The sequence below is a fragment of the Pseudarthrobacter leeuwenhoeki genome, from assembly GCF_055412885.1.
On sequence record NZ_JBVAYY010000011.1, the window covers coordinates 112,373 to 134,525 of the forward strand.

Here is a 22,153-nt window from a genome sequence, read left to right on the forward strand (position 1 = left end):
AGGAGATGAAATGATGGAAACGACGACGGCGTCGGGCGGCTTGGTCTACGGCATCCGACTTCGGCGGGAGTTCGAGTACCGCTACGTCGGCATCACGACCAAAACGGCCAGTCGTCGTTTCCATCAGCACTTTCGCGTGGCAGCAGAAGGGCGCAAGACCCCCTTCTACGATTGGCTTCGGAAGCATGACCCGGCGGACGTTATCGCAGATGAGCTGGACTGGATTGAAGGTCTGCCCGAACTGGGGCAGGCCGAGGTCGATTGGATCAGCTACCTGCGACGTGAAGGCGACCGGCTCCTCAACCTGTCCGACGGCGGCCTTGGCCCCACTGGGGTCGTTTGGACGGCGGAGATGCGCGAAGCGGCTCGGGTGCGTTCAACGGGGCGCAAGATATCCAGACAATCCGGGCCAGGAGCGTCGTTCTATGGCGGGAACCACAGCCTGGAGCAGCGTGAAAAGTGGTCCAGGGAGCGCAAAGGGACTTACTTAGGCCCGGACAATCCCAACTTTGGCAAGTTCGGGCCCGAGCATCCAAGCTACGGACACACCATGAGCGACGAATCCCGCACGGCGTTCTCTGAGGCAAGGAAGGGTGCCGGCAACCCGAACTTCGGGAAAAAGGCCAGCGCCGAAACCCGTGCGAAAATGTCGGCAGCGAGGACGGGCCGATCAATCGCCACCATGCAGCAAAATGCACACACGCGTGATCACACCAACAGGGGCATCGAGAAAGCCGACTGCAAGTATTGCGTCGACGACTCGGCCAAACACAGTCTCTCTTCAGAAAGCGAACCGGAGTCATGACAGAAAAAGTAAAGCTTCTCACCCATGTTGAGGCGATCAACTGGAACCGCATCCAGGACGAGAAGGACGTGGATGTCTGGAACCGTCTCGTCAACAACTTCTGGCTGCCGGAGAAGATCCCGCTGTCCAACGACGTGCAGTCCTGGGCAACGCTGACCCCGGATGAGCAGCAACTCACCATGCGCGTGTTCACCGGTCTGACCCTGCTGGACACCATTCAGGGCACCGTCGGCGCTGTGTCGCTGATTCCGGATGCGATCACGCCGCATGAAGAGGCTGTCTACACGAACATCGCCTTCATGGAGTCCGTGCACGCCAAGAGCTACTCCTCCATCTTTTCCACGCTGGCCTCCACCAAGGAGATCGACGAGGCATTCCGCTGGTCCACCGAGAATGCAAACCTTCAGAAGAAGGCCCAGATCGTCATGGACTACTACCAGGGCGACGATCCCCTGAAGCGCAAGGTGGCCTCGACGCTGTTGGAGAGCTTCCTGTTCTACTCGGGCTTCTACCTGCCGATGTACTGGTCCTCACGGGCCAAGCTGACGAACACGGCCGACCTGATCCGCCTGATCATCCGTGACGAGGCCGTGCACGGCTACTACATCGGCTACAAGTTCCAGAAGGGCCTGGAGGGCCTGTCGGAGGAGCGCAAGCAGGAGATCAAGGACTACACCTTCGAACTGCTCTTCGAGCTCTACGAGAACGAAGTCCAGTACACGCACGATCTCTACGACTCCGTCGGCCTGGCCGAGGACGTCAAGAAGTTCCTGCACTACAACGCCAACAAGGCGCTGATGAACCTGGGCTACGAGGCCATGTTCCCGGCGTCCGTCACCGACGTGAACCCGGCGATCCTGTCGGCGCTGTCACCGAATGCTGACGAGAACCACGACTTCTTCTCGGGTTCGGGTTCGAGCTACGTCATTGGCAAGGCTGTCAATACTGAGGATGACGACTGGGACTTCTAGTCGTGTTTTTCTAAGCGCTAAGGAGAGTGGCCCCCGTGCATTGCACAGGGGCCACTCTCCTTTGTTGGGCAGACAATTCTTCGTCCGGGGCGGCGCCCATTGAACTTTCGACGTGGTGGCTAAACTAATCGCTGATCGCGTCGGCCATACGCACCTACCTCTATGGTTTGAGCCATGAAATCAGCTTCCGCGAGGTCGGGCCTCCGCCGAAGCTGATCCAAACAGTCGATCATGCACCTGGATCCGCAACTTAACACGTAGGTTTGCCAACGGCAGTGGCATCGTTGCACTGTTGTCCGCGGCCGCGGCCGCGTCCGCTCCTCAGACGAATTCTGTGAGCCTGCATCGAAGGGGAATGGCTCGGGCTATGCCTTAGCTGAGCGCCTGCGGTGGGCGCTCTCGACGCCACGGATAATCAGTTCGCCGGCTACCCCCAGACCAATAAGGACCAGCAGGTTTCCGTTGCGCATGGAACTTCCAGCGATGTAGCTGTTCTGGGCTGCCTGCACCACGGCAATGTCGTTCAGGTACCAACCGTTGGCGACGGTTTGCTGTGGTGCGCCCTTAGTCTCTCCAGCGTTAAGTTCATTCTTGACTGCAGCTGCCGCCAGTTCCGACTTCCAGTCCGAAGGGTTGCTGCCGCTGTGAAATGCGGGGTTGTTGGCAGCCCAAGTAGTGACGAGCAGAACGGCCACGACTGCGCCGAGAATTATGCGAGCGAGGTTGGCCGCTCCGACCCTCGCCAGTCTGCGCGGTTTGGACTGGAGCTGAGGCGCGTGTTCCGGTGCCGGAGGTACTTCGTTCGCCGCGCTTGCGGTGGATGCTTCGTAGGTAGTCATTTCCCCATTTTCGGTTCGTTATCGCTGCAACCGCCCGTTGGCGGAAATCTCAGTTGGCTACGCACGCGCCTCCGCGAAACGCGGTGCCATGGATTCCATCTGCTCCATGACCAGCTTGATGGCCTCGGGCTCCTTGTCCGGCGGGTAGCCGAAGCGGACCAGAAGCCGTTTGATCGAGGAGCGCAGCTTGGCCCGGACATCGTCACGCACAGTCCAGTCGGTGCGGACGTCCCGCCGCATCACGGACACCAACTCCCGGGCGATGTCAGCCAGGATGCCTTCGCCCTGGACCTCCACCGCAGACTGGTTCTGAGCCACGGCATCGTAGAACGCCAACTCGTCAGAATTCAGCGGGGGAGTGAACTGCGCACCACGGTTGCCTTCGGCGGCCACCTCCCGGGCCAGCTCCACCAGTTCCGCAATCACCTCCGCCGACGTCAGCTGCTGGTTGGTGTATTTCTTCATCAGTTCGGTGATCCGCTCGGAGAAGGCACGCTGGCGGATCACGTTATTCCGGGTAGTCTTCGCTGACTCGTCGGCAATCAGCTTCCGCAGCGCCTCGATGGCCAGCTGGGGGTTCCGTGCCTGTTGCGTCTTGGCGATGAACTCCGGCGTCAGATCATCCAGGGACGGCTTGGGCATGCCGGCGGCCTCGTAGATGTCCAGCACCTCGCCGGAAGACGTCGCGGTAGCGATCAGATTGCCCAGCAACCGCTGTATCTCCTCCGGCACCGGCTCGCCGCTGGCCTGCCGGTCGGCGGCGTCGAACTTGGCCATGTACACCCGGGTCTCTTCGTAGACCTGGATCTCCGGCCGCAGCCCGGCCAGGGTCTCGGACCCCGAGCACAGTGCCCACGCCCGGGAGAGCTGGCTGGAGAACCGCCGGTACTTCGAGGCCAGCGTCTCCTCGTCCGTGACAGGCTGGTTCCCCGGCGTCTCCGGGCTGCGCAGGTAGTTGGCCGCGCCCGTCGCCGCGGAGACAAACGCCTTCGGACCGCCCTTCATCAGCACGTCCCTCCAGTCGTAGCCGGCGAGCAGCCCGCGCAGGGATTCGACCAGGCCGCGGGCAACCACAACGGCCTCGTCGATGTTCTTGCCCACCGGCTTGTTCGCCCGGTCGGACTGCGTGTACTCGCCCAGCGCCTTGGCCAGGTTCTCCGCCAGCGGGGCATACGCCACCAGCAGCCCATCCCTTTTGCCGCGGAACGTCCTGTTTACTCGGGCCAGGGTCTGCATCAACAGGGCGCCCTTGAGCGGCCGGTCCAGGTACAGGGTATGCAGCGGTGGGGAGTCGTAGCCAGTGAGCATCATGTCCTTGACGATCACCAGTTCCAGCTCATCGTCCACGTCCTTGAGCCGTTCCTTCACCGTGGCATTCGCCGAATCGCGGCGCACGTGGTCGGAGACCGGCGGCACATCGGACGCGGTCCCGGAGTAGACCACCTTGATCTTGCCCTTCGCCAGATCATCGGAATGCCAGTCGGGCCGCAGCTCCACGATCGCCGTGTACAGCTTCGCGCAGATTTCCCGCGTCCCGCCCACGATCATCGCCTTGCCGGGCGCCTCGATGAATTTACCCATCCGGGCGCTGCGGTTCTCCCAGTGCGCCACCAGGTCCGCGGCCAGCGCCGCGATCCGCTGCGGCGCACCGTAGACGGCGTTTACGACGGCGACGCTCGCCTCGATGCGTGCCCGCTCGGTTTCGTCGAGACCCAGGGTGGCCTCGTCGGCCGCCTGGTCAAGGATCTCCTCCGTCACGTCCGCGGCCAGCCCCACCTTGATCAGGCGAGGTTCGAAGTACACCGGCACCGTGGCGCCGTCCTCGACTGCCCGGGAGAGGTCGTAGATGTCGATGTACTCGCCGAACACGTCTTGGGTGTTGCGGTCATCGAAGGAGATCGGCGTTCCGGTGAATGCGATCAGCGTCGCGTGCGGGAGGGCGTCGCGGAGGTGCCGGGCGTAGCCGTCCAGGTCGTCATAGTGGGAACGGTGCGCCTCGTCCACCACCACAATGATGTTTCGCCGGTCGGACAGCAGCGGGTGGTCGGCACCGGCGTCCTTCTCCGACTTGCTGCGGCCAAACTTCTGCAGGGTGGTGAAGTAGATGCCCCCGGTGGTCCGGTTGCTCAGTTCGTCCCGGAGTTCGGAGCGCTTCTTGATCTGTTTGGGGGACTCTGCCAGTAACAGGCTGCGGTCAAAGCCTTCGAACAGTTGGCCGTCGAGCTCGTTCCGGTCCGTGATGACCACGATGGTCGGGTTCTTCAACTTGGGGTGCCGGGCCACTAGGTTGGCGTAGAGCTCCATTTCCATGGACTTGCCCGACCCCTGGGTGTGCCAGACGACGCCGGCCTTACCGTTGCTTTCCACAGCCTGGACGGTGCTGCCCACGGCCTTGGTTACGGCGAAGTACTGGTGCGGTTTCGCGATGCGCTTGGACAGTCCATCCGATCCTTCGTCAAAGGCGGTGAAGTTGCGGACCAGCTGCAGGAAGCGCTCCTGGTTGAACAGTCCTTGGAGTGCCGTTTCCAGTGCGGTCACCGCCTCGCCGTCTTCCATGTAGCCCGGCGCGACGGGCACACCGTCGTCGTCGACGTTCCACGGTGAGAAGTGGTTGAGGGGAGTGAAGGGCGTGCCGTACTTGGCCTGGATTCCGTCCGAGGCGAGCGTGAACACGCAGAAGCGGAATGCCAGGGGGAACTCTCGCAGGTAGGTCTGCAGCTGGGCGTGCGCGGAGGCGACGTCGGCGGTGGTACTGCCGGCCTTCTTCAGTTCGATGATGCTCACCGGCATGCCGTTGCAGTAGAGCACGACGTCGAAGCGGCGTTTGTAGTCGCCCTGCACCAGGGTGACCTGGTTGACGGCAAGCCAGTCGTTCTGGTCCGGATCCGAGCTGAGCAAGTGGAGGGTGGGGTTGGCCTCGTTGCCGTCCGAGTCGATGTAGCTGAACCGGTAGCCGTCCACTAGGTAGCTGTGGATGCGGTGGTTCTCCGCGATGGCGTCGCTGGACTTGGGCGAGGCGATCTCGGCGAGGGCCTGCTGCAGGTACTGGGCCGGAACCGTCGGGTTGAACCGCTGGAGGGCTGCGAGCAGCCGGGACCGGACGAGGAGCTCGTTCCAGGAGTCCCGCTCGCCCCTGCCGGGCGCGATGTCCTGCCCCGTGGTAGGGCGCCAGCCGAGTGGTTCGGCCAACAGCTCAAGGGCCACGCCTTCCCAATCGGCTTCGGAAAAGGCTACTGCCGGCGCTGCTGTCACGGTGGTTCCCCCTGGTTGACCGGATGTCATGCTGAATTATCGCGTGAAAGTTCGGCTTCGAGTTCCTCGATGCTGGGCAGAGTCGACGCGAACTCCTCTGGCAACGACTCGACGATCTCCGCTTTCCACTCCGAGACACCGATCGGCATTGAAGTGGTCCGAAGCGCGTACTCGGCCACCACGTTGTTCTTGGATTTGCAGAGCAGCAGGCCGATGGTCGGTTTGTCCTCGGGGTGAGCCAGGAGGTCGTCAACGGCAGCCATGTACATCCCGATTTGACCGAGGTACCCGGGATCGAACTTCGTGGCCTTCAACTCGATGACCACGTAAGCGCGCAGCTTCAAGTGGTAGAAGAGGAGGTCGGCGAAGAATTCGTCGCCGCCAATCATCAAGCGTACTTGCTCGCCAACGAAGGCGAAGCCTTGGCCGAGCTCCAGAAGGAACTTCTCAACGTGCTTGATGAGCTGGCCTTCCAGCTCACGTTCGTTCCGCTTATCCGTCATGGCCACGAAGTCGAAGATGTAAGGGTCTTTGGTGAGTTGTTCGGCGAGATCGGAGTCCGGCGGCGGGAGGGTCGCTTTGAAGTTGTTGATGGACTTGCCGGCGCGCGCGTGGAGCTTGCTTTCGATTTGGTGGACCATCACGTTCCGAGACCAACCATGTTCGACGGCGGCAGCGGCGTACCAAACGCGGGTTTCGGGATCGCTGAGTTTCTGGATGAGGGCTATGTGGTGGTACCAGGGCAATTGTGAAAGCGGCGCTTTCACAATTGCCTGCTCATTCCATGTGGCTGCCAGCGCACGCATGAACATGAGATTCCGGGGCGAGAACCCTTTGGATTCAGGAAACCGTTCTCGAAGATCTGCGGCAAGGCGGCTGGTCACTTTCGCACCCCAGCCTTCCTCTCCTTGGCGCTTGAGGATGTCGCGGCCGATACCCCAGTATGTGGCGACCAATTCTTGATTGGCGGCCGCTACGGCGCGCGCTCGGCCCAGCTCAACCCGCTGGGAGACGCTGTCGAGTAGTTCCGGATACCACTCTGGCATGGTGCTCGTCGTTGGCGTTTCGGGGAAGGACGCCCCGTCGGCGTGTTTGCGGGTTCCTGGGCCGATGCCCATCTTGTTGGATTCTGTCGGGTTGGGTTTACTCGGCGTTGACATGACAGGTCCCCTCCGCGGTCTTCGGTTTGGCTATCTCGAAATTACCGAAGGGGTCCGACATTGAGGCGGACCATGGCCGGCCAACGAGAGGTGCAAGCGGCGGTTGCCACATTTCCCCGTTCTTCGGCAGCAACGTTGCCGCGGGCTGGAAAATTGCGTTGGAGCTACTCGCCGTCACACGCCGACCCTGGCCAGCTCGACTTCGGCATCCTTGACCCGAAGCTTGCCGGACATGAGATGGGGGAGGAGAGAGTCGCGCAACTGTGAAATTACCAGGTTATCCCTTCGCACTTGGGACGTCACCATGCCCAAGGATGTTATTTGTTCGTGTAGATCAGGATGCACCGACCGAGGGTCTGCAACTTGAGTCATCAGGAGGTCCGCTGGGCTGACTCGCTGGTGGCTCCCTGAGGTTCCGGACACCTTTGCCTTTAAGTCTGAGCTAAATGATGGCTGCGAAAGCATCGCCCAAAGCACCGATGTTGATGAGAACAGGGGCTCCAGAACCAAGAATTCAGTGGAGGCCAACGAGTAGGAGGGAGGAGAAGCGACGTCCCAAATTCGTGGAAAGTGCGGATTCAACTTCGAGACCAGGACACTCGGTTGGTCTATGGCATACTTTGAGCTCTTAATCGAAGCAGGGTCAGTAACGTCTGGCACAATTCCGGCGTCGAAGGCTGGAAGGCTGAAATGAGAGACAGTGTCCCGTCGAAGTGATGCGGGATTGCGGGAAGTCTTGTGGTGGGTTACCACGCTACCCAGGGAGACTGAGTGCGGAGTTTGAGTCAACAATGCGATTGCCAGCCGTTCCGCTGTTGAGACCAGTTTGGTGTTGGCGGCGATCTTGTCGTCGAGTGCCCCCAGCACCTCGGCGATCGCCCGCTGTTCGTGCACCCTCGGGAGCGGGATCTTGGCATTGCTCAGCTCGCGTATTGGGAGCTGTGGCTGAGCGCTGCCCGACGTGAGGGACTCGATCTGTTGTGCCATCGAGTCCGACCTCAAAAAGTAGTAGAGGTACTGCGGATCAAGGTGAGCTCTGTCGGTCCGTAGAATGAGCATTCCGGAGTTGACGCGCATATTTTCGATTGGTACTGATTCGTCGAAATAGGCTACATTTCCCACAGTCCCTCGGGTTGTTAGAACTACGTCGCCACGGATGAGTTTTCCGGCGCGGAGCGCGGCATCCTTCTCCGCGGAGATAAACGTAGTTTGTTCGAATAAGAATCCAGACCTCGTAACGTTGCGGGCGCTCAGAAACAGACAGTCTCCGTGAGCAGTAAAATCAGTCCCGTTGGGATAGTTTTTTCCTCGATCTCCATCAAGCATTTGGAGCGGGGCGTTGCCGAAGGCATGGACGGGCCATTCGCTCAAGAGACCCTCCTCAGCTGCTCGCGCACAACCTGCGCCAACCGTTCGGACTCCTCGAACTGCGTGAACAGCTCCTTGGACAGCCGCGCGATCTTCTCCTCGATCGGCTCGCCGTCGTCCTCCACATCGGCTGCCCCGACATACCTTCCCGGCGTCAGCGCGTAGTCCGCAGCTTTGACCTCCGCGAGGCTGGCCGAGTAGCAGAAGCCGGCCTCGTCGTCGTACGTCAGTCCTGCCTCAACCGCGGAAGAAGTCCCGCGCCAGGCGTGGTACGTGTTCGCAATCTTGGCGATGTCCTCATCCGACAAGGCGCGCTCGGCGCGGTCCACCATGTAGCCGAGGTTCCTCGCATCGATGAAAAGCACCTGCCCGGTGCGGTCCGCGGAGCCGTTCTTGCCAGCGCTCTTGTCCTTGGCGAAGAACCAGGTGCAGACAGGGATGCCGGTGCTGCGGAAGAGCTGGCCGGGCAGCGCAACCATGCAGGAGACCAGGTCCGCCTCGACGAGCTGCGCACGGATCTCGCCCTCGCCGCCGGAGTTGGAGGACATGGAGCCGTTGGCCATGACCACGCCGGCGCTGCCGCCGGGGGCCAGCTTGGCGATGATGTGCTGGATCCAGGCGTAGTTGGCGTTGCTGACCGGGGGTACGCCGTACTTCCAGCGGGGGTCGGATTCGGAGCGGGCCCAGTCCTTAATGTTGAAGGGCGGGTTGGCCATGATGAAGTCCGCGCCGTTGTTGCCGGTCAACTCCGGGTGCTGGTCCCGGGCGAAAGTGTCGCCCCAACGGGAGGCGAGGTTGGCGTTGAGGCCGTGGATGGCGAGGTTCATCTTGGCCATCCGCCAGGTGCGCTCGTTGAGTTCCTGGCCGTAAACGGAGATGTCCGAGCCCTCCATGTTGTGGGCCGCGAGGAACTTCTCGGCCTGGACGAACATGCCGCCCGAGCCGCAGCAGGGATCATAGACCCGGCCGCGGTGGGGTTCGAGGACCTCGACGAGGACCCGGACCACGCCGGCGGGGGTGTAGAACTCGCCGCCGCGCTTGCCCTCGGCCTTGGCAAATTTCTCCAGGAAGTACTCGTAGACCTCGCCGAGCAGGTCGCGGGCCTTGCTGGCGCCCTGGCCGGTGAAGCGGGCGGAGTTGAACAGGTCCAGCAGTTCGCCGAGGCGGCGCTGGTCCACGTTGTCGCGGTTGTAGATGCGGGGGAGGGTTGCGGCTAGGGACTTGTTGTCGGCCATGATGAGTTCCATGGCTTCATCGATGAGTTGGCCGATCGACTTGGGCTCGGCGCCGTCCATAGCGGGGAGACCCTTGGCGTTGTCCGCCAGGTAGGTCCAGCGGGCACGTTCGGAAACCCAGAACACGCCGCGGCCGGTGTACTCGTCGACGTCGTCGATCAGCTGGGCGATCTGCTCCTCGTTGAGCCCGTCGGCCTCCAGCTCGGCCTGGATCTGCGCGCGGCGTTCCTCGAAAGCGTCCGAGACGTACTTCAGGAACACCAGTCCAAGGATCACGTCCTTGTACTGGGAGGCATCCATGGAGCCGCGCAGTTTGTCCGCGGCCTTCCAGAGGGTGTCCTTGAGTTCCTTCATGGTGGACGGGGCGAGGTCTACCTTCAATTTCGGGGGCATTACTGGGTTCCTTCGTTCTGTGGTCCGGCGAGCTTAGTGCTGGGGTCTGTCAGGGTGAGGCTTCCGCCCGCTACGCCGTCCGTAATCAGGGTAGCGAGTTCTTCGAGCCGCCCGAGGCGTTCGCGAGCTTGTTGCTGCTCGTGTTGCAGCCGGGCGAGGGATTCGCCCAGCTTCTTGCGCTGGGCATCCGGTGTGAGGCGCAGGCGCCACTGGCGCCAGGACTTGTCCGCTGCGGGGAGACTTTTGATGTCCGCGGCGACGACGTCGGGCAGCAGCCCGCCGGGGTCACCGGCGTCAATCCGAAGTACCCTCGCCGGAAAGACGACGGCGGAGCCGCCTTGCGTGTCCACCCGTGCGGCGGGCCGGGGGCTCGTACAGAAGACGACGTCGCCGGGCTGGGTCAGCCGGCTCGCGGGATAGGTGGCCGCAAGGTCCAGCAAGCCGATGTGCCGGGGTGGTGCGCCGTGTGGGTTCAGCAGTTCCGCCGCGCCCAGCACCCGGATCCCCTCCCGATGAGCCAGGTCCGCATCCTCGAGCCGGTTCCCCTTGATGTACTTGACCGTGCCCGCTTCGATGAGTTCCTGAACGGAGGCGGACTGGGCCTTCGCGTTCGGCTCAGCGGGCAGTACGTTCACGGCAGCCGATTCTCTGGATTCGCTGCTCTGCAGCAGGCGCACGAGTTCCTCCACCCGCAAGGCTGCCTCGGCGCCGCCGGGGCTCCGAGCCGAACCGTGGGCTGGCGCTGCCACCAAGGACTTCCGGCTGGCCAGCAGCAGACGGGTCTGCACTAGGCGGGCGAAACGGAAGGAGTGGGCGCGCACCGTGGCGCCGTTTCCCATGGAGGCAACGATGTCGCTGACCAGGTCCTGCTTCACGTCTTCGCTGAGGTCCTGGGTGCTGAGGTCCGCCACCATGGTCCAGCGATCGGCAATGGGAACCTCAGCGAACGACGGTCCCAGCACCCAGAGGGCCTGGGCTTCGCGGGGCTTGGACCGCAGCAGGCCCAGGGGCAGCCGGACGATGGCGCGTATCCGGCCGATCCGCAGCAGCCCCGAACGGAGCCCTGCAGCGCCGGCATCCAGCGGCAGATCGCAGAGAACCCTCGCCGGGGCGATGATGACAGCCCGCTGCTGATCGTCCATCTGCAGGACAAGGTGTTCCACCGCCGAGAGAATCTGCGCCGCGCCCATGCCGGGGTCACCGGGGGACGGGTACTGCGCGACATGGATGACGGGGCCATGGACGGCGAACTCACCGCCGGGATCGACGCGGATCTGTCCGCCCTCCACGCCGTGCACCCGCAGGCGGCGACGCACCAGGCGGCCGGCGGCGCCGTCGTCGTCGTCCATTGTCAGAAAGGTGACGGGCGTACCCTCGCCGGCAGCGTGCGCTACGCCCATCAGGAGGTCGCTTCCACCTCGCGTGGCGTCGGCAAAGACAGCGTTCCCGCCCAGTGTTGCCGCCAGTTCGACGGCAGCGGCGGCAACCAGCCCCACGGCGGAGTCGGTGAGAGCGGTATCCGAGTGTTCCCGATGCCCCGTCCGGAACCGTGCTGTCAGGAGTTGCTCGAAGGCAGCCGGCGCGTTGTAGGAACTGTCCACCAGCCGGTCCGCAAAGGCTGCCGTTGAAGCGAGGGACGTGCCCTTGGCCTCCAGCTCCGAATAGAGGAACAAGTCATCGGGGTCGCATTCGTCCGCGAGGTCCAGCAGTTCAGCTGTGCTCAGTGTCCCCAGGGCGTGGCCGGTCATTGCCTTGAGCGTCAGCAGGGCGGTGAGTGCGTCCAGCGTGGTTCCCTGGGCACCGCCGGCTGCTGCCCCGGGCACCCGGGCGAAAGCGGCGGCGTCGCTCACGGCTTCCGTGTTGTTCCCCCGCCCGGTGGCCGCCAACCAGCCGGCGACCTGGTCGGCGTCGAACAGTTCGCGGCCGCCTTCCTGTGCGGCGGGCCCTGGAAACGGGTGAGCTGACCCGGCGCTGCGTTTGCGCCACATGGATACGACCGGGCGCTGGACCTGCGCCAGGGCGGCCACGTCCGAGAGGGTCATGCGCAGGGCTTCTGGTTCGTTCATTTTCCGCCTCCTTCCGACGTCGACCCCCAGCCTAACCGGGCCTGGCGACTTTCCTCGTGAAGTGCTGATAACCGGGGTTATCAGTGTCTTTGGGTCTTGTAGTCGTCGGGCCGCCGTAGTTTCGATTCTGCAGCTGCGAGGGAAATCTTCCGGAGCTGCGACGGCGGCGGGGAACCACGCATTGGGGGATCGGTATCCCGCCGCCGTTCAGCAGCCACCCGAGATCAGAGGAAGAGAACATGTTGAATACCGAGACGAACGCGCCGGCGGAAACACACGTCAAAGACGTGCGGAACGAAGGGAAGTCGTCATCTGACCAGGAAAAGCCGGCACGGAAGAGGAAGGTACTCCCGGTGGTGGCCGTGCTGGCGTTGTTGGCTGGCGCCCTCGGCATCGGCACAACGCTGCCGGACCCGAAATCCAGCGACGCCTATGCAGCGCTCGCAGGGGAGAAGGCGTCCGTGGAATCCGATCGGGACTCGGCCAAGTCCAGCTACGCGTCGATGAAGTCGAAGTACGACACGCTGCAGAACGGCATCGCCGCCCGTGAAGCCAAGGTCACCACAAGGGAGACCGAGGTGGGCAAGGCAGACGCTGCAGTGAAGACGGCCGAGGCCGCCGTCAAGGTCCGCGAAGAGGCAGTCACTGGCGCGGAGAAGACCAAGGCGGCCAACACCGTCGGAGACGGCACCTGGACGGTCGGGTCCGATATCGAGCCCGGAACGTACCGCGCCGTCGAGGCCGTGGGGTCTTCCTGTTACTGGGGGATATACCGCAGCGGTAGCAACGGCGGCGACATCATCGAGAACGATATTCCGGGCGGAGGGCGCCCTGTCGTGGCCCTCTCAGCTGGTCAGGACTTCAATTCAACCCGCTGCGGCAAATGGGAAAAGCGGTAACTTCCCCACGCGCACACACAATTCATTCACTTTGGAAAGGCACCACATGTCCCACGCGACTCCCGAACAGCCCTTGACCGCCGCGATTGCATCGACTCAGCCCCGGCCGTTCTTCAAGAAGAAGCGCTTCCTCATTCCCGCCGGCGTCCTGGTACTTGGCATCGCCCTGGGCTCTTGCTCGGGCGGAACCACGAAGGCCAGTGACGCCGGTCCGGCCGCGGCGCCGGCGTCGTCTGCTGCAGCAGCGGCCCCGGCTCCCACTGCTGCTCCGGCAGTTGCCGCTCCGGCGCCGGCTGTCCCTGCCGGCCCGTCGATTGGGACTCCGTTCAGTGTCAAGATGGGCAACGGTGACGTCGCGAAGATCACGATCGTCTCCGCAGTGCGTACGGACGCTGTCACCACTACGGCCTTCGCAACGGCGGCGAAGAACGGAAGCTACCTGCTCCTGGACGTCCTGTGGGAAACGGAGACGGGGAAGACCAGTTCCAACCCGCTCTACTTCTCGGCGAAGGACTCCAATGGGCGCAAAGCGGATCTGAGCCTCTTCGCGGACAACCAGATGGGCTCCGGCGACGTTCTGCCGGGTGACAAGACCCGCGGGTTCATAGCCTTCGATATTGCGCCCGGTGCTTCCACCGTGATGATCTCGACCCCGCTGATGCAGGAAGCTGCACGGATCCAGATCCCGGGGTAGGGCGGCAATGGAGCCGTGCCTGAACGGCCGGCTCCTTTGTAACTCATACAGTTCAACTGTTCACTTTCGTTTTATCAATTGGGGGATTCATTGAGCATTACCAACGAGCAAGATTCGCTGTATGGACAGATGCCTGCCGCTGGCCCCGGCACCATAGTGACCGCTGGCGGCGGAACTGTTCCCGGGGCCCAGATCTACCAGTTCCGCGGAGGGGCTGCGTCCTTTTTCGGCACCCAGATCCTGGGCGTCCTGATAACGATCTGCACCCTCGGGATCTGCTACCCGTTCGCCGTTGTCCTGATCGAACGGTGGAGGGCCGAGAACACGTATCTTCACGGCCGGCAGCTTCGTTTCGTCGGCACCGGCTGGGGCATCTTCGGGCTTTGGATCAAATGGCTGCTCTTGAGCATCATCACGCTGGGTATCTACACCTTCTGGGTCTACCCGCGGCTGATGCAGTGGAAGGTTGAGAACACCGTCCACGCGTAGACGGAACGGCCCTGCACCCTTCGGGGTGCAGGGCATTTCTGCACGCCGCCCGACTGCCAGTGGGCCGCCACCGCACCATCACCTGAACATCGCACCCCATGGATAGGGCCAGCACGCATGGATCGGCAAGTCGACTATATCGACGCCGGATCGTCTGCGGCTGCTTATCCGGTGGGTAGTCGAACTGGACTAGCAACCGAGGGACGGGAGAGCGCAGTTTCGCCCGCACATCATCTCGGACCGTCTAGTCTGTTCGGATGTGACGGCGCATGACGGGGACCAGCTCGGGGAATATTGGCCAGTACCCCTTCTCTCTGAACCTGAACAGCGGACTCGTTCTCGGCCACCGCGTCGAAAAATGCCAGCTCGTCGGTGTTCAGTGGTGGAGAGAAATGTGATCCTTGGTTTATGCTCAGGAACGCAGCCTGACCACGGTCTCCAGAACATGCATCGCGGCAGGGAATTCGCCGCGACTAGCCAGAGGGCGAGGTCCTCCGATGAGGGAGATTCCTACACCAACCGTCTTACAGTTCAACGGGGTTGGCGTCGGTGCCGAGTTCTGCCCAGAACTTGCCAAAGTCCTCTAGGCCAGCGAGCGGCGAGGACTGGGCGAGATCGACGATGCCCCGGACGACGGCGTGAACCATTTGGGGGTCTCCCGAGTCCATGGCCTGGTCGAGTCGGACGAACATGTCCTCGCTGGTCTTTGCGCGCTCAGCGAAGATTCCCTCGAAGTAGAGCCTCAGAATCTTCTCGGCCGCGTGGATGCGGTCGACTTGGACATGCTCGGCCGCTGCAATAGCTGCGCGCTTTGTGTGTTCCTCCTGCCGGATCCGGCCGTACTCGCGCGCGGCCCCCACGATCTCGCTGAGAGCGACGAAGGCATCAGCGTTGAGAATCGGCGAGTGCTTTGATCCAACCACCTTGCCGACGTGCACCTTCGCGTCAGACATCCTCAACCTCCTTGACCAGAGTGCGGTACTTGACATTGAACATGGCTGTCTCCTCGTTCAAGTCTCCCGATTCGTCAACGACTGTAGCTGATGCGACGTTGCGAACGGCAATCGTCAACGTCACCGCCTGCTGGAACCGAGCCGCATGGCGTGCTGGGTCGAACAGTTCGGACTCGAGCAGCTCGAGCGCCGACGTGGCTCGCACGACAAGTCGGCAAAGCAACCCCTCGAGTTCCGCGGCCCGTGCGCCGACCGCGTCGAACTTCGCTTTCGTCAACTGCATCTCGGCGCTTGCGACGCTTACCTTGGCCTCGTTTTCGCTGGCTTTCGTCTTCGCTTTCTCACCCTGCCCAGCGACTACAAGGCCACTCACGAGGATCGCGGGCCCAATCGTGACGAAGTTGAGGGCGGCTGCTCCGGCTGCCATCCCGGCGCCACCCGAGGCGATGCTGCCACCACCGAGAAAGGCGAGAGTCGCGTTCGTCGCGGCCACACCGGACAAAGCCGAGATGGAAGTGCCTGTGCTCGCAGCGGCGAACGCCGTGACTGCCGTGGTGATCCCGGAGTTGATGCCGACCCCCGTGGCTGCCGACCCCACCATCCCGCGCATCCAGGAGATCGCTTCCTGCCCCAGACTTCCTTCAAGCGTGACCTGCCCCGGCGTCGACTCGAGTCCGTCTACTAAGAGCTTCTCGCTCTCCGTCACCCGCTTCTCGTGTCGCCGCAGGAAGTCAGCCATTCGCTCAACAATCATGTGAATGGCCTGCTCCTGGCGGTTGCCGAGGACTTTCAGGGAATCGTTCGTGAGCAGCTCGTGAGCCTCAAGCTTGCGACGTTCCTGGTCGTAATGCGCTCCGGACTTCCGGATGCGGTCGTTGGCGCTCTTGATGTCATAACCGCCTTTGAGCCCAAAGGCCGCGCCGCTCGCGCCGCTGATGACCCCGATGCCGATCAAGGCAAGTGGGACTAGAGGCAGGACCATCGAACTTCTCCGAGTCGGGTAATAGTGTTCACAACCCCGAATCGTAGTGTCATTTTGGTAGGGTCTGCGGGAAAGCGGCTCATCATAGTTGTGTGTCGTCATGGTTCGTGCGCCGGCGGCGGTGTTGGGCGAGGTCTTCCGATGAGGGAAGTTCCTGAGCTCACCAGCCGGAATACCTCGGCCTCGATGCGGTCGGGCTGGAAGGATTTGCCGAGACAGCACGGGCCTCAGCCCGTCCGCGATGCCCGCAGCGCCACCGCTGCGCCCCGCTTCCTGGGCGAGGCATAACCCAGTACGGACACCACGACGTTGCTGATGACGATCAGCCCATGCCAACTCATTCGTTGAGGTCATGGGCCTAATGGAGGAAGACCCAGCTGGTCCGGGCCGCCCAGATTGGGTTGATGCTGGTCACGGTGGTTCCTTGCAGGCCGGGGAGGCGCCAGTCGACAGTGCGGTTGAGCAGGATGTAGCAGCCCAGGCCGCCGCAGCGGGCAGTGCAGGGCAATGCTCGTAATGTCTGCGGTGGGACCGGGGTTGGTCGACACCACCACGCCGATGTCGGCCTGGAAGGGCCGGCAAGGTCGGGCAGACGCCGCGAGCCGGCAATGGCGACAGCGAGCGGGCCGAGGAACTCGAGTGTTACGGCCAGGCCGAGCCCGGTCCGGTCGACTGCAGCATACAAGCTCAAGTTCATCACGCTAAACACGATTAATGCGGCTTCATAATTCGGGTCAGGTCGACGACTATACGAGTCCGCTGTAAAAGGACTAACTAGTTTGACCACGACAAGATTCGGATTAACTCATGCCGCCGAGTAAACGCAGGGGAGGGGAATGGTCCTGGGGCCCAAGTAGCCTGGCAACCTTCATCCGGTCGTCCGTGCCTGCTGGCTTCCACCAACCTGGTTCTCGGCTGCTGTCAACTAAGAAAGGCCCGCACGTTGAATTCAACGTGCGGGGCCTTTGTAACCTAAGGGGGATTCGCTAGTCCGGCGCCTACTTCTGGGGTACTCCGGCGGCGGCCTCGGCTACCGTCAGCGCCTTGCCGAACGCCGCCACGGCGGACCGGTAGTTCGCCGTGTTGCCTTCTGACTTTGCCTGCTCGGTCTTCCGCATTGCCCTGATCATCGCCGCGGTAGCAGGGAAAGCAGTATCGGACATGGCCGGAAAGTCGAACTGCAGGTGCGGGTCAACCTCGTAGGCCAGCCACCGGCCCTCGAGAAATTTATGGTGTGCAGCAGCGGCGCTGAAGCCCTCAGCGTCAACCAATGACAGCCCGCTCAGGCTTCCAGTGGCCACGCCAGCGGCCTCCTCCGCTGTCCGGGCAGCCTCTCGCTGGCGCTGGAGCGCCTGTGCGGCCCCCAGCCCTCCGGGGTCCTTGAGCCGGTGCTTCAGAACCATGTTGTTCTCGTAGACCCGGATTTCCTCCAGGGTCATACTGTCCAGCTCCGTAGCGGTCTTACTGACTACATCGGCAGGGCCTCTCCGGCTGGCGATACTGCTGACCGGGACGGGGAACAGGAACTTGCCCCCCAGGAAGCCCCCGAGCAAAACACCCAAGACAGCCCAGTCTGGTAAGCCTGCTGAGCCCGTCGACCCGGCAACAAAAAAGGCGCCCGAGTTGGTTATGGCCTGGCCTGTGGTGAAAGTCAGGCGGGTCTTTCCGAAGCGCCTCACCCTGCGGTGCCTGGTGAGTTGTTGGTTGTGAAATGAACCGGCCTTTGCGATCCAATCGCGTGCTCGGTCCACCAGTTGCGGGATTTCAGTCATGATCAGGAGGATACCTCGGTCTATGCAGACACCGACGGGTGCCAACGCCACGCACCCCGCGGGCACGGTCAAGAACGAGTTCTAGCGTCCGCGGCAGGATTCCAGACCGCGAAGCAGGGGAGCGGGACCGTCTTTCACGTGATCAGCGGGTCGGGCTCCGCCAAGCCCCGGCCGCGCCCTGGCTCTGATTAGCTGTCGACCGACGGGACGGGGATCCGGACGGCCGTTCCGCTGACCACGATTCCGCCGGCAGCGGGAATGTCCACTGTGAGTAGGCCAGGCCGGCCGACGTGCCGTCCCTGGTGGATCAGGACTCTCGCCGGGGGTTCGACCAGGCCGAGGATGCGCAGGTAGGCCCCGACCGCAGCTGCGGCGGCCCCTGTTGCGGGGTCCTCCGTGATGGCGCCCACCGGGAACAGGTTCCGGGCTTCGAATTCGCCGTCTGCAATACGATGCAGCACTGTCACCGTTGCGGCCCAGCCCCGTGCGTCCATGAGGCGGCGCAGCGCCTCCGGATCGAAACGAAAGGAATCGAAAAGGGTGCGGTCGGCGAAGACCAGCACCGGATGCCAGTTTCCCGAGTACGCGATCCTGGGCGGATAGTTCGGATCGATGTCGCCCTGCCCGACGCCGAGCAGTCCCAGGAGGTCAGCCAGGACGGCGTCGTCGAATTCGGCCAGCTGCGGCTCCACTGCGGTGAACGATGCGGTGATGTCGGCGCCTTCGCCTGCCGTCTCGATGAGGACGTGGCCGACGGGGGTGTCGAAGGTGAAGGACCCGGCCCCGTCGCGAACGCTCAGCGCGATCGTCGCATGGCCACAAAATGGTACTTCGGCGATCGGCGAGAAGTACCGGACCCGGCTCCGGCGCGGGTCGCCGTCGACGCCCTGCCCGGTCACAAAGGCCGTTTCGGCATACCCGACGGCGGCCGCCACCGCCAGCATCCCGGCTTCATCCAGATGGCGGGCATCCAGGACCAGCCCGGCAGGATTGCCGCCGCCCGGCGTCGTGGAAAAGGCCGCATAACGGAGGATCTCGGGGGAGTTTTCCATACCCCGAGCCTCCCACGCCTGGTCACCGCGTCAGCGCCCTCCCCTCAGAGCGAAGGTCTACGGCCACGATGCTTCCGCCCCGGAGACCCTGCGGCCTACCATGGGGCATGAGCCGATTGCGTCGATGCGGTCTTCTGGTTGTTCTCACCCTGGTTGCCGGCCTTGCGGCAGCGGCACTCACGGGCTGCTCTGGTCCGGCTTCGAAATCGTTCGTGGGCGGTTGGGGCCAGACCGGCGTTGGCCAGCCCAACCTCACGATCACAGACGACGGTTCCTTCCAAGGTACAGACGGTTGCAACCGTTTGACTGGCAAGGGATCGGTTTCGGGCGATGTCTTCGGTTTCGGCCCAATCGCATCGACTTCCATGGCGTGCAGCGGTGTCGATACGTGGCTATCGCAGGCGGACACCGCCAAAGTGGATGGGAGTGTGCTTGTCGTTTACGAGAAGGGCGGTTCCAGGATCGGCACGCTGCCCCAGCAGTGACCTGCCGATTCCGCCCCGTTGGGCGCCACTGACACGAGCACCGCATGGGCCGCCGCGGGCGGGCGGCCACGCCGGTACATCTCGTCGCAGGCAGCCTGCGCCTACGGGGTGGGTCCGGACAGCCCGAGCAGGGGGGGACTTTGAATCCCTTGTTCAGGCGGCCGTTCAGCGCCCCGATTCCGTGTCCCGGCAGGGCCTTGTAGTACACGCCTAGCCGAATTCGGGATTTTGGAGGGACGATCTCTGCCGATGACGGGGCTGCCTGTGCGGCCCCTACGCTGATCCCACGACTCGCACGATGCGCGCAACCTTGTCGTGTTTCGTGGCGTATGTCAGGGCGCCGGCTGCTCACCTCAGCGACGTTCGACCGCGCCGTCGTTATTCGGTCCAGCAACATCGGCAATTGCCCCCGCGCAACGGAGACGTCGGCACGCCGACGAAATGTCCGGTGGCAGGTGTGATTGCCGTTCCCTCAGAGCTGTGAAGTTTCTAAGATGGCAGCACAAGCAGTCAAGGCGAAGGTCACTTGTGGCCGGGCGGATGTGACCAGCATGGCGAAGAAGGCACCGAGGGAAGACGTTCTCAAGGCCGAGCTCACGGTAGGCGGACCGGACACGAGGGCTGTGGGGTTGCCCGCCCTGGTCCAGACGCTGAAGATCGCCCAGGAGCAGACGGGCCCGGTCCGTGCCCCCAAAGCAGCGGCCAAGGAGGCGACGCAGCGGCGGCCGGCGCCGTCATTCTTTGCCGAGCATTCTGTGGTGGAGCTACGTGAGGACAATGATTTCTGGCTGGGCCTGCAGGGCCGGCTTACCCATTCCATGCTGCTCGACGGCGGCGCCGCCCACGACCTCCCGGTCGGCTGGGATGAAACCTTCGGTGTTATCGAGGAGCACTTTCGGTGCACCCGCCTGATGCCTTGGGCCGGTCCCGTAGTTCCTCGGCCCTGGTTCCAGGCGGAAAGGATTACCTGATGAGCGCCGGCGGGGCCGGTCCTACAGACGGGTACGGCGTGCCGGCTGCCGTTCCCGCCCCAAGGAAGCCAGAGCAATTCGGACTGAGAGCTTCCTATATCGCGCTGGTCATGATTGGCGGAGGAGCCGGCGTCCTGTCGCGCTATGGGCTTGAGGAGGCGGTTCCGTCCCCGTCCGGATGGCCGCTCGCCACACTGCTCATCAATTTGTCAGGGGCATGGGCTCTCGGAGCACTGCTCGAGGGGCTCCACCGCCGCGGACCAGACGTTGGAACACAACGTAGTCTTCGGCTTCTGCTCGGCACAGGTTTCCTTGGCGGTTTCACAACCTACAGTGCTCTGGCGCTCGAATCGGTGCTGCTCCTGGCACCGGAGGACAGCTCGAGTGCAGCGCTGTACTTGGCTCTGAGTCTTTTCGGTGGCGCACTCGCCAGCTGGTCCGGGATCTGGTGCGGCGCGGCGTTCGACAGAAGGACTCTCGCGCGCCGCGCCGCTTCGGAAACGTTGATTCCCGGAAATCGGGATCTTTTGAAGGAAGAGAACCCATGACCATACTTCTGCTGACTCTGGCCGGGGCCGCAGGGGCCGCCATGCGATTCATTCTTGACAGTCTCCTGAGGCCAAAAGTGCCGACTCCATTGCCCCTGTCAACGATGGCCATCAACGTGAGCGGCTCTCTACTGCTTGGTGTGCTCGCCGGCGCGGTGTTGACGGCCCGGGTTCCGGCGGAATGGCAGACCATTCTCGGCACGGGTTTCCTGGGCGGATACACCACATTCAGCACTGCCAGCGTCGAAACCATCCGACTGATTCAATCCCGGCGCAGCGGTCTGGCCGTCATCTACAGTCTGGGAACACTGACCCTGTCTTTAGCGGCCGCCGCCACCGGCATAGGCCTGGGCAGGCTCCTGTAGCCCTAGATTCTCTGCCGGTGCCGGTCGCGTAGCTTCTCCCCGCGTTCCCTGCCCCGGTATAGGCCTAAAGTCCCTATACCGGGGCGCAGGCGACGGCCATCCTTTAGGCGTATACCGCTCTCAGGGGCCAGTTGTGCCAATGCGTCCCTGTCACCCGGCACAACTGCGGGGAATTCCAATACTGCACCCCTTTTTCATATGTCGATGGAGCTGACATGGGCAGCGTGGGCTTGCTTTACGTAGGAGCAGTTCTATTCATCAACGGACTGATGCTCGTCGGTGTCATCCCGGGCAAATCGGCCGCCATCCTTAATTTCTTAGTGGGAACCATGCAGGTGGTCTTCCCCACCATCATCATTATTCAAGCCAATGGCAACCCGTCGGTAATCTTCGGCGCCGCCGGGCTGTACCTTTTCGGCTTCACCTACCTCTACGTAGGCGTGCTTCAGATGACAGGCATTAGCGGCGAAGGCCTTGGATGGTTTTCGCTCTTCGTTGCCGCTTGCGCAGTTGTCGTCGGGTACCTGCAGTTCAGCTTGGTAGCCGATCCGGTCTTTGGCGTCATCTGGTGGGTGTGGTCTGTCCTCTGGTTCCTTTTCTTCCTTCTTCTGGGGCTGAACAAATCGTCACTGACCAAGATGACGGGCTGGTTCACAGTGTTCATCAGTCATCTGACTGGCACCATCCCGGCGTTCTTCCTGCTGCTCGGCCGCTACGAGACCAACAACACACTCGCGGCGTTGGTCGCGGCAGTGGCCGCCGTCTCGCTGGCGGCTGCATACTTCCTGGGACGGAAGTCGATGCGAAGCAGCGCCCAACCCGGTCCAGCCGCGAACGTGGTCCAGGCCGCTTGA

General features: G+C 62.9%; 21 protein-coding genes and 1 pseudogene. 10 read left to right on the forward strand and 12 right to left on the reverse strand.

Features of this window, described 5'->3' with window-relative positions; all coding sequences use genetic code 11:
* The first annotated feature begins 10 nt into the window (after positions 1-10).
* A complete protein-coding gene (locus ACZYX4_RS11830) occupies positions 11-805 on the forward strand; it encodes an NUMOD3 domain-containing DNA-binding protein (RefSeq protein ID WP_463876051.1) in 795 nt (264 codons plus the stop codon).
* Complete coding sequence (gene nrdF, locus ACZYX4_RS11835; protein WP_463876053.1) at positions 802-1,776, forward strand: class 1b ribonucleoside-diphosphate reductase subunit beta; 975 nt, start codon at positions 802-804, stop codon at positions 1,774-1,776. Before ACZYX4_RS11830 ends, nrdF begins: the two co-directional genes overlap by 4 nt.
* Before the next feature lie 365 nt (positions 1,777-2,141).
* Here nrdF and ACZYX4_RS11840 read toward each other — a convergent pair whose 3' ends face one another.
* The 6 genes from ACZYX4_RS11840 to ACZYX4_RS11865 all read right to left on the reverse strand — a co-directional run bounded on the left by ACZYX4_RS11840 (position 2,142) and on the right by ACZYX4_RS11865 (position 12,089).
* The gene (locus tag ACZYX4_RS11840) at positions 2,142-2,615 is read right to left on the reverse strand and encodes a hypothetical protein (protein ID WP_463876055.1); all 474 of its coding nucleotides are present in this window, start codon (positions 2,613-2,615) and stop codon (positions 2,142-2,144) included.
* A 57-nt stretch (positions 2,616-2,672) separates the two neighbouring features.
* Positions 2,673-5,897 carry a type I restriction endonuclease subunit R gene (locus tag ACZYX4_RS11845; protein ID WP_463876057.1) on the reverse strand — a complete coding sequence of 1,075 codons (3,225 nt, stop codon included), beginning with the start codon at positions 5,895-5,897 and terminating at the stop codon, positions 2,673-2,675.
* Positions 5,894-7,027: a PDDEXK nuclease domain-containing protein gene (locus tag ACZYX4_RS11850; RefSeq protein WP_463876059.1), complete on the reverse strand. Its 1,134-nt coding sequence runs from the start codon at positions 7,025-7,027 to the stop codon at positions 5,894-5,896. The genes ACZYX4_RS11845 and ACZYX4_RS11850 overlap by 4 nt, the downstream gene beginning before the upstream one ends.
* Before the next feature lie 174 nt (positions 7,028-7,201).
* Entirely contained in the window at positions 7,202-8,398 is a 1,197-nt protein-coding gene (locus tag ACZYX4_RS11855; protein ID WP_463876061.1) for a restriction endonuclease subunit S, read from the reverse strand.
* Entirely contained in the window at positions 8,395-10,023 is a 1,629-nt protein-coding gene (locus ACZYX4_RS11860; RefSeq protein WP_463876063.1) for a class I SAM-dependent DNA methyltransferase, read from the reverse strand. The genes ACZYX4_RS11855 and ACZYX4_RS11860 overlap by 4 nt, the downstream gene beginning before the upstream one ends.
* Positions 10,023-12,089, reverse strand: coding sequence for a hypothetical protein (locus ACZYX4_RS11865; protein WP_463876065.1), 2,067 nt, complete (start codon positions 12,087-12,089; stop codon positions 10,023-10,025). Before ACZYX4_RS11865 ends, ACZYX4_RS11860 begins: the two co-directional genes overlap by 1 nt.
* A gap of 239 nt (positions 12,090-12,328) precedes the next feature.
* On the opposite strand from ACZYX4_RS11865, the gene ACZYX4_RS11870 reads away from it, so the two are divergent.
* The 3 genes from ACZYX4_RS11870 to ACZYX4_RS11880 all read left to right on the forward strand — a co-directional run bounded on the left by ACZYX4_RS11870 (position 12,329) and on the right by ACZYX4_RS11880 (position 14,171).
* Entirely contained in the window at positions 12,329-12,988 is a 660-nt protein-coding gene (locus ACZYX4_RS11870; protein WP_463876067.1) for a PspA/IM30 family protein, read from the forward strand.
* Between the two features lie 46 nt (positions 12,989-13,034).
* Positions 13,035-13,682, forward strand: coding sequence for a DUF4352 domain-containing protein (locus ACZYX4_RS11875; RefSeq protein ID WP_463876069.1), 648 nt, complete (start codon positions 13,035-13,037; stop codon positions 13,680-13,682).
* A gap of 129 nt (positions 13,683-13,811) precedes the next feature.
* Complete coding sequence (locus ACZYX4_RS11880) at positions 13,812-14,171, forward strand: DUF898 family protein (RefSeq protein ID WP_463876070.1); 360 nt, start codon at positions 13,812-13,814, stop codon at positions 14,169-14,171.
* Between the two features lie 145 nt (positions 14,172-14,316).
* Here ACZYX4_RS11880 and ACZYX4_RS11885 read toward each other — a convergent pair.
* The 6 genes and pseudogenes from ACZYX4_RS11885 to ACZYX4_RS11910 form a co-directional block, all read right to left on the reverse strand.
* Positions 14,317-14,566 (reverse strand): annotated as a pseudogene (locus ACZYX4_RS11885) (type I restriction enzyme endonuclease domain-containing protein); the annotation flags it as partial.
* Between the two features lie 129 nt (positions 14,567-14,695).
* Positions 14,696-15,124 carry a hypothetical protein gene (locus ACZYX4_RS11890; protein WP_463876072.1) on the reverse strand — a complete coding sequence of 143 codons (429 nt, stop codon included), beginning with the start codon at positions 15,122-15,124 and terminating at the stop codon, positions 14,696-14,698.
* Entirely contained in the window at positions 15,117-16,079 is a 963-nt protein-coding gene (locus ACZYX4_RS11895; RefSeq protein ID WP_463876074.1) for a hypothetical protein, read from the reverse strand. Before ACZYX4_RS11895 ends, ACZYX4_RS11890 begins: the two co-directional genes overlap by 8 nt.
* Positions 16,080-16,464: 385 nt before the next feature.
* The gene (locus tag ACZYX4_RS11900; protein ID WP_463876076.1) at positions 16,465-16,614 is read right to left on the reverse strand and encodes a hypothetical protein; all 150 of its coding nucleotides are present in this window, start codon (positions 16,612-16,614) and stop codon (positions 16,465-16,467) included.
* 490 nt (positions 16,615-17,104) lie between these two features.
* Positions 17,105-17,545 carry a hypothetical protein gene (locus ACZYX4_RS11905; RefSeq protein WP_463876078.1) on the reverse strand — a complete coding sequence of 147 codons (441 nt, stop codon included), beginning with the start codon at positions 17,543-17,545 and terminating at the stop codon, positions 17,105-17,107.
* A 521-nt stretch (positions 17,546-18,066) separates the two neighbouring features.
* A complete protein-coding gene (locus ACZYX4_RS11910; RefSeq protein ID WP_463876080.1) occupies positions 18,067-18,930 on the reverse strand; it encodes a PhzF family phenazine biosynthesis protein in 864 nt (287 codons plus the stop codon).
* A gap of 107 nt (positions 18,931-19,037) precedes the next feature.
* Between ACZYX4_RS11910 and ACZYX4_RS11915 the strand changes: the two genes are divergently transcribed.
* The 5 genes from ACZYX4_RS11915 to ACZYX4_RS11935 all read left to right on the forward strand — a co-directional run bounded on the left by ACZYX4_RS11915 (position 19,038) and on the right by ACZYX4_RS11935 (position 22,153).
* Positions 19,038-19,415 (forward strand): META domain-containing protein, encoded by a 378-nt coding sequence (locus ACZYX4_RS11915; RefSeq protein WP_463876082.1) that lies wholly within the window; start codon positions 19,038-19,040, stop codon positions 19,413-19,415.
* 494 nt (positions 19,416-19,909) lie between these two features.
* The gene (locus ACZYX4_RS11920) at positions 19,910-20,386 is read left to right on the forward strand and encodes a hypothetical protein (RefSeq protein ID WP_463876084.1); all 477 of its coding nucleotides are present in this window, start codon (positions 19,910-19,912) and stop codon (positions 20,384-20,386) included.
* The gene (locus ACZYX4_RS11925; protein WP_463876086.1) at positions 20,386-20,934 is read left to right on the forward strand and encodes a fluoride efflux transporter FluC; all 549 of its coding nucleotides are present in this window, start codon (positions 20,386-20,388) and stop codon (positions 20,932-20,934) included. Before ACZYX4_RS11920 ends, ACZYX4_RS11925 begins: the two co-directional genes overlap by 1 nt.
* A complete protein-coding gene (gene crcB, locus ACZYX4_RS11930; RefSeq protein ID WP_463876088.1) occupies positions 20,931-21,299 on the forward strand; it encodes a fluoride efflux transporter CrcB in 369 nt (122 codons plus the stop codon). The genes ACZYX4_RS11925 and crcB overlap by 4 nt, the downstream gene beginning before the upstream one ends.
* 215 nt (positions 21,300-21,514) lie before the next feature.
* The gene (locus tag ACZYX4_RS11935) at positions 21,515-22,153 is read left to right on the forward strand and encodes an AmiS/UreI family transporter (RefSeq protein WP_463876090.1); all 639 of its coding nucleotides are present in this window, start codon (positions 21,515-21,517) and stop codon (positions 22,151-22,153) included.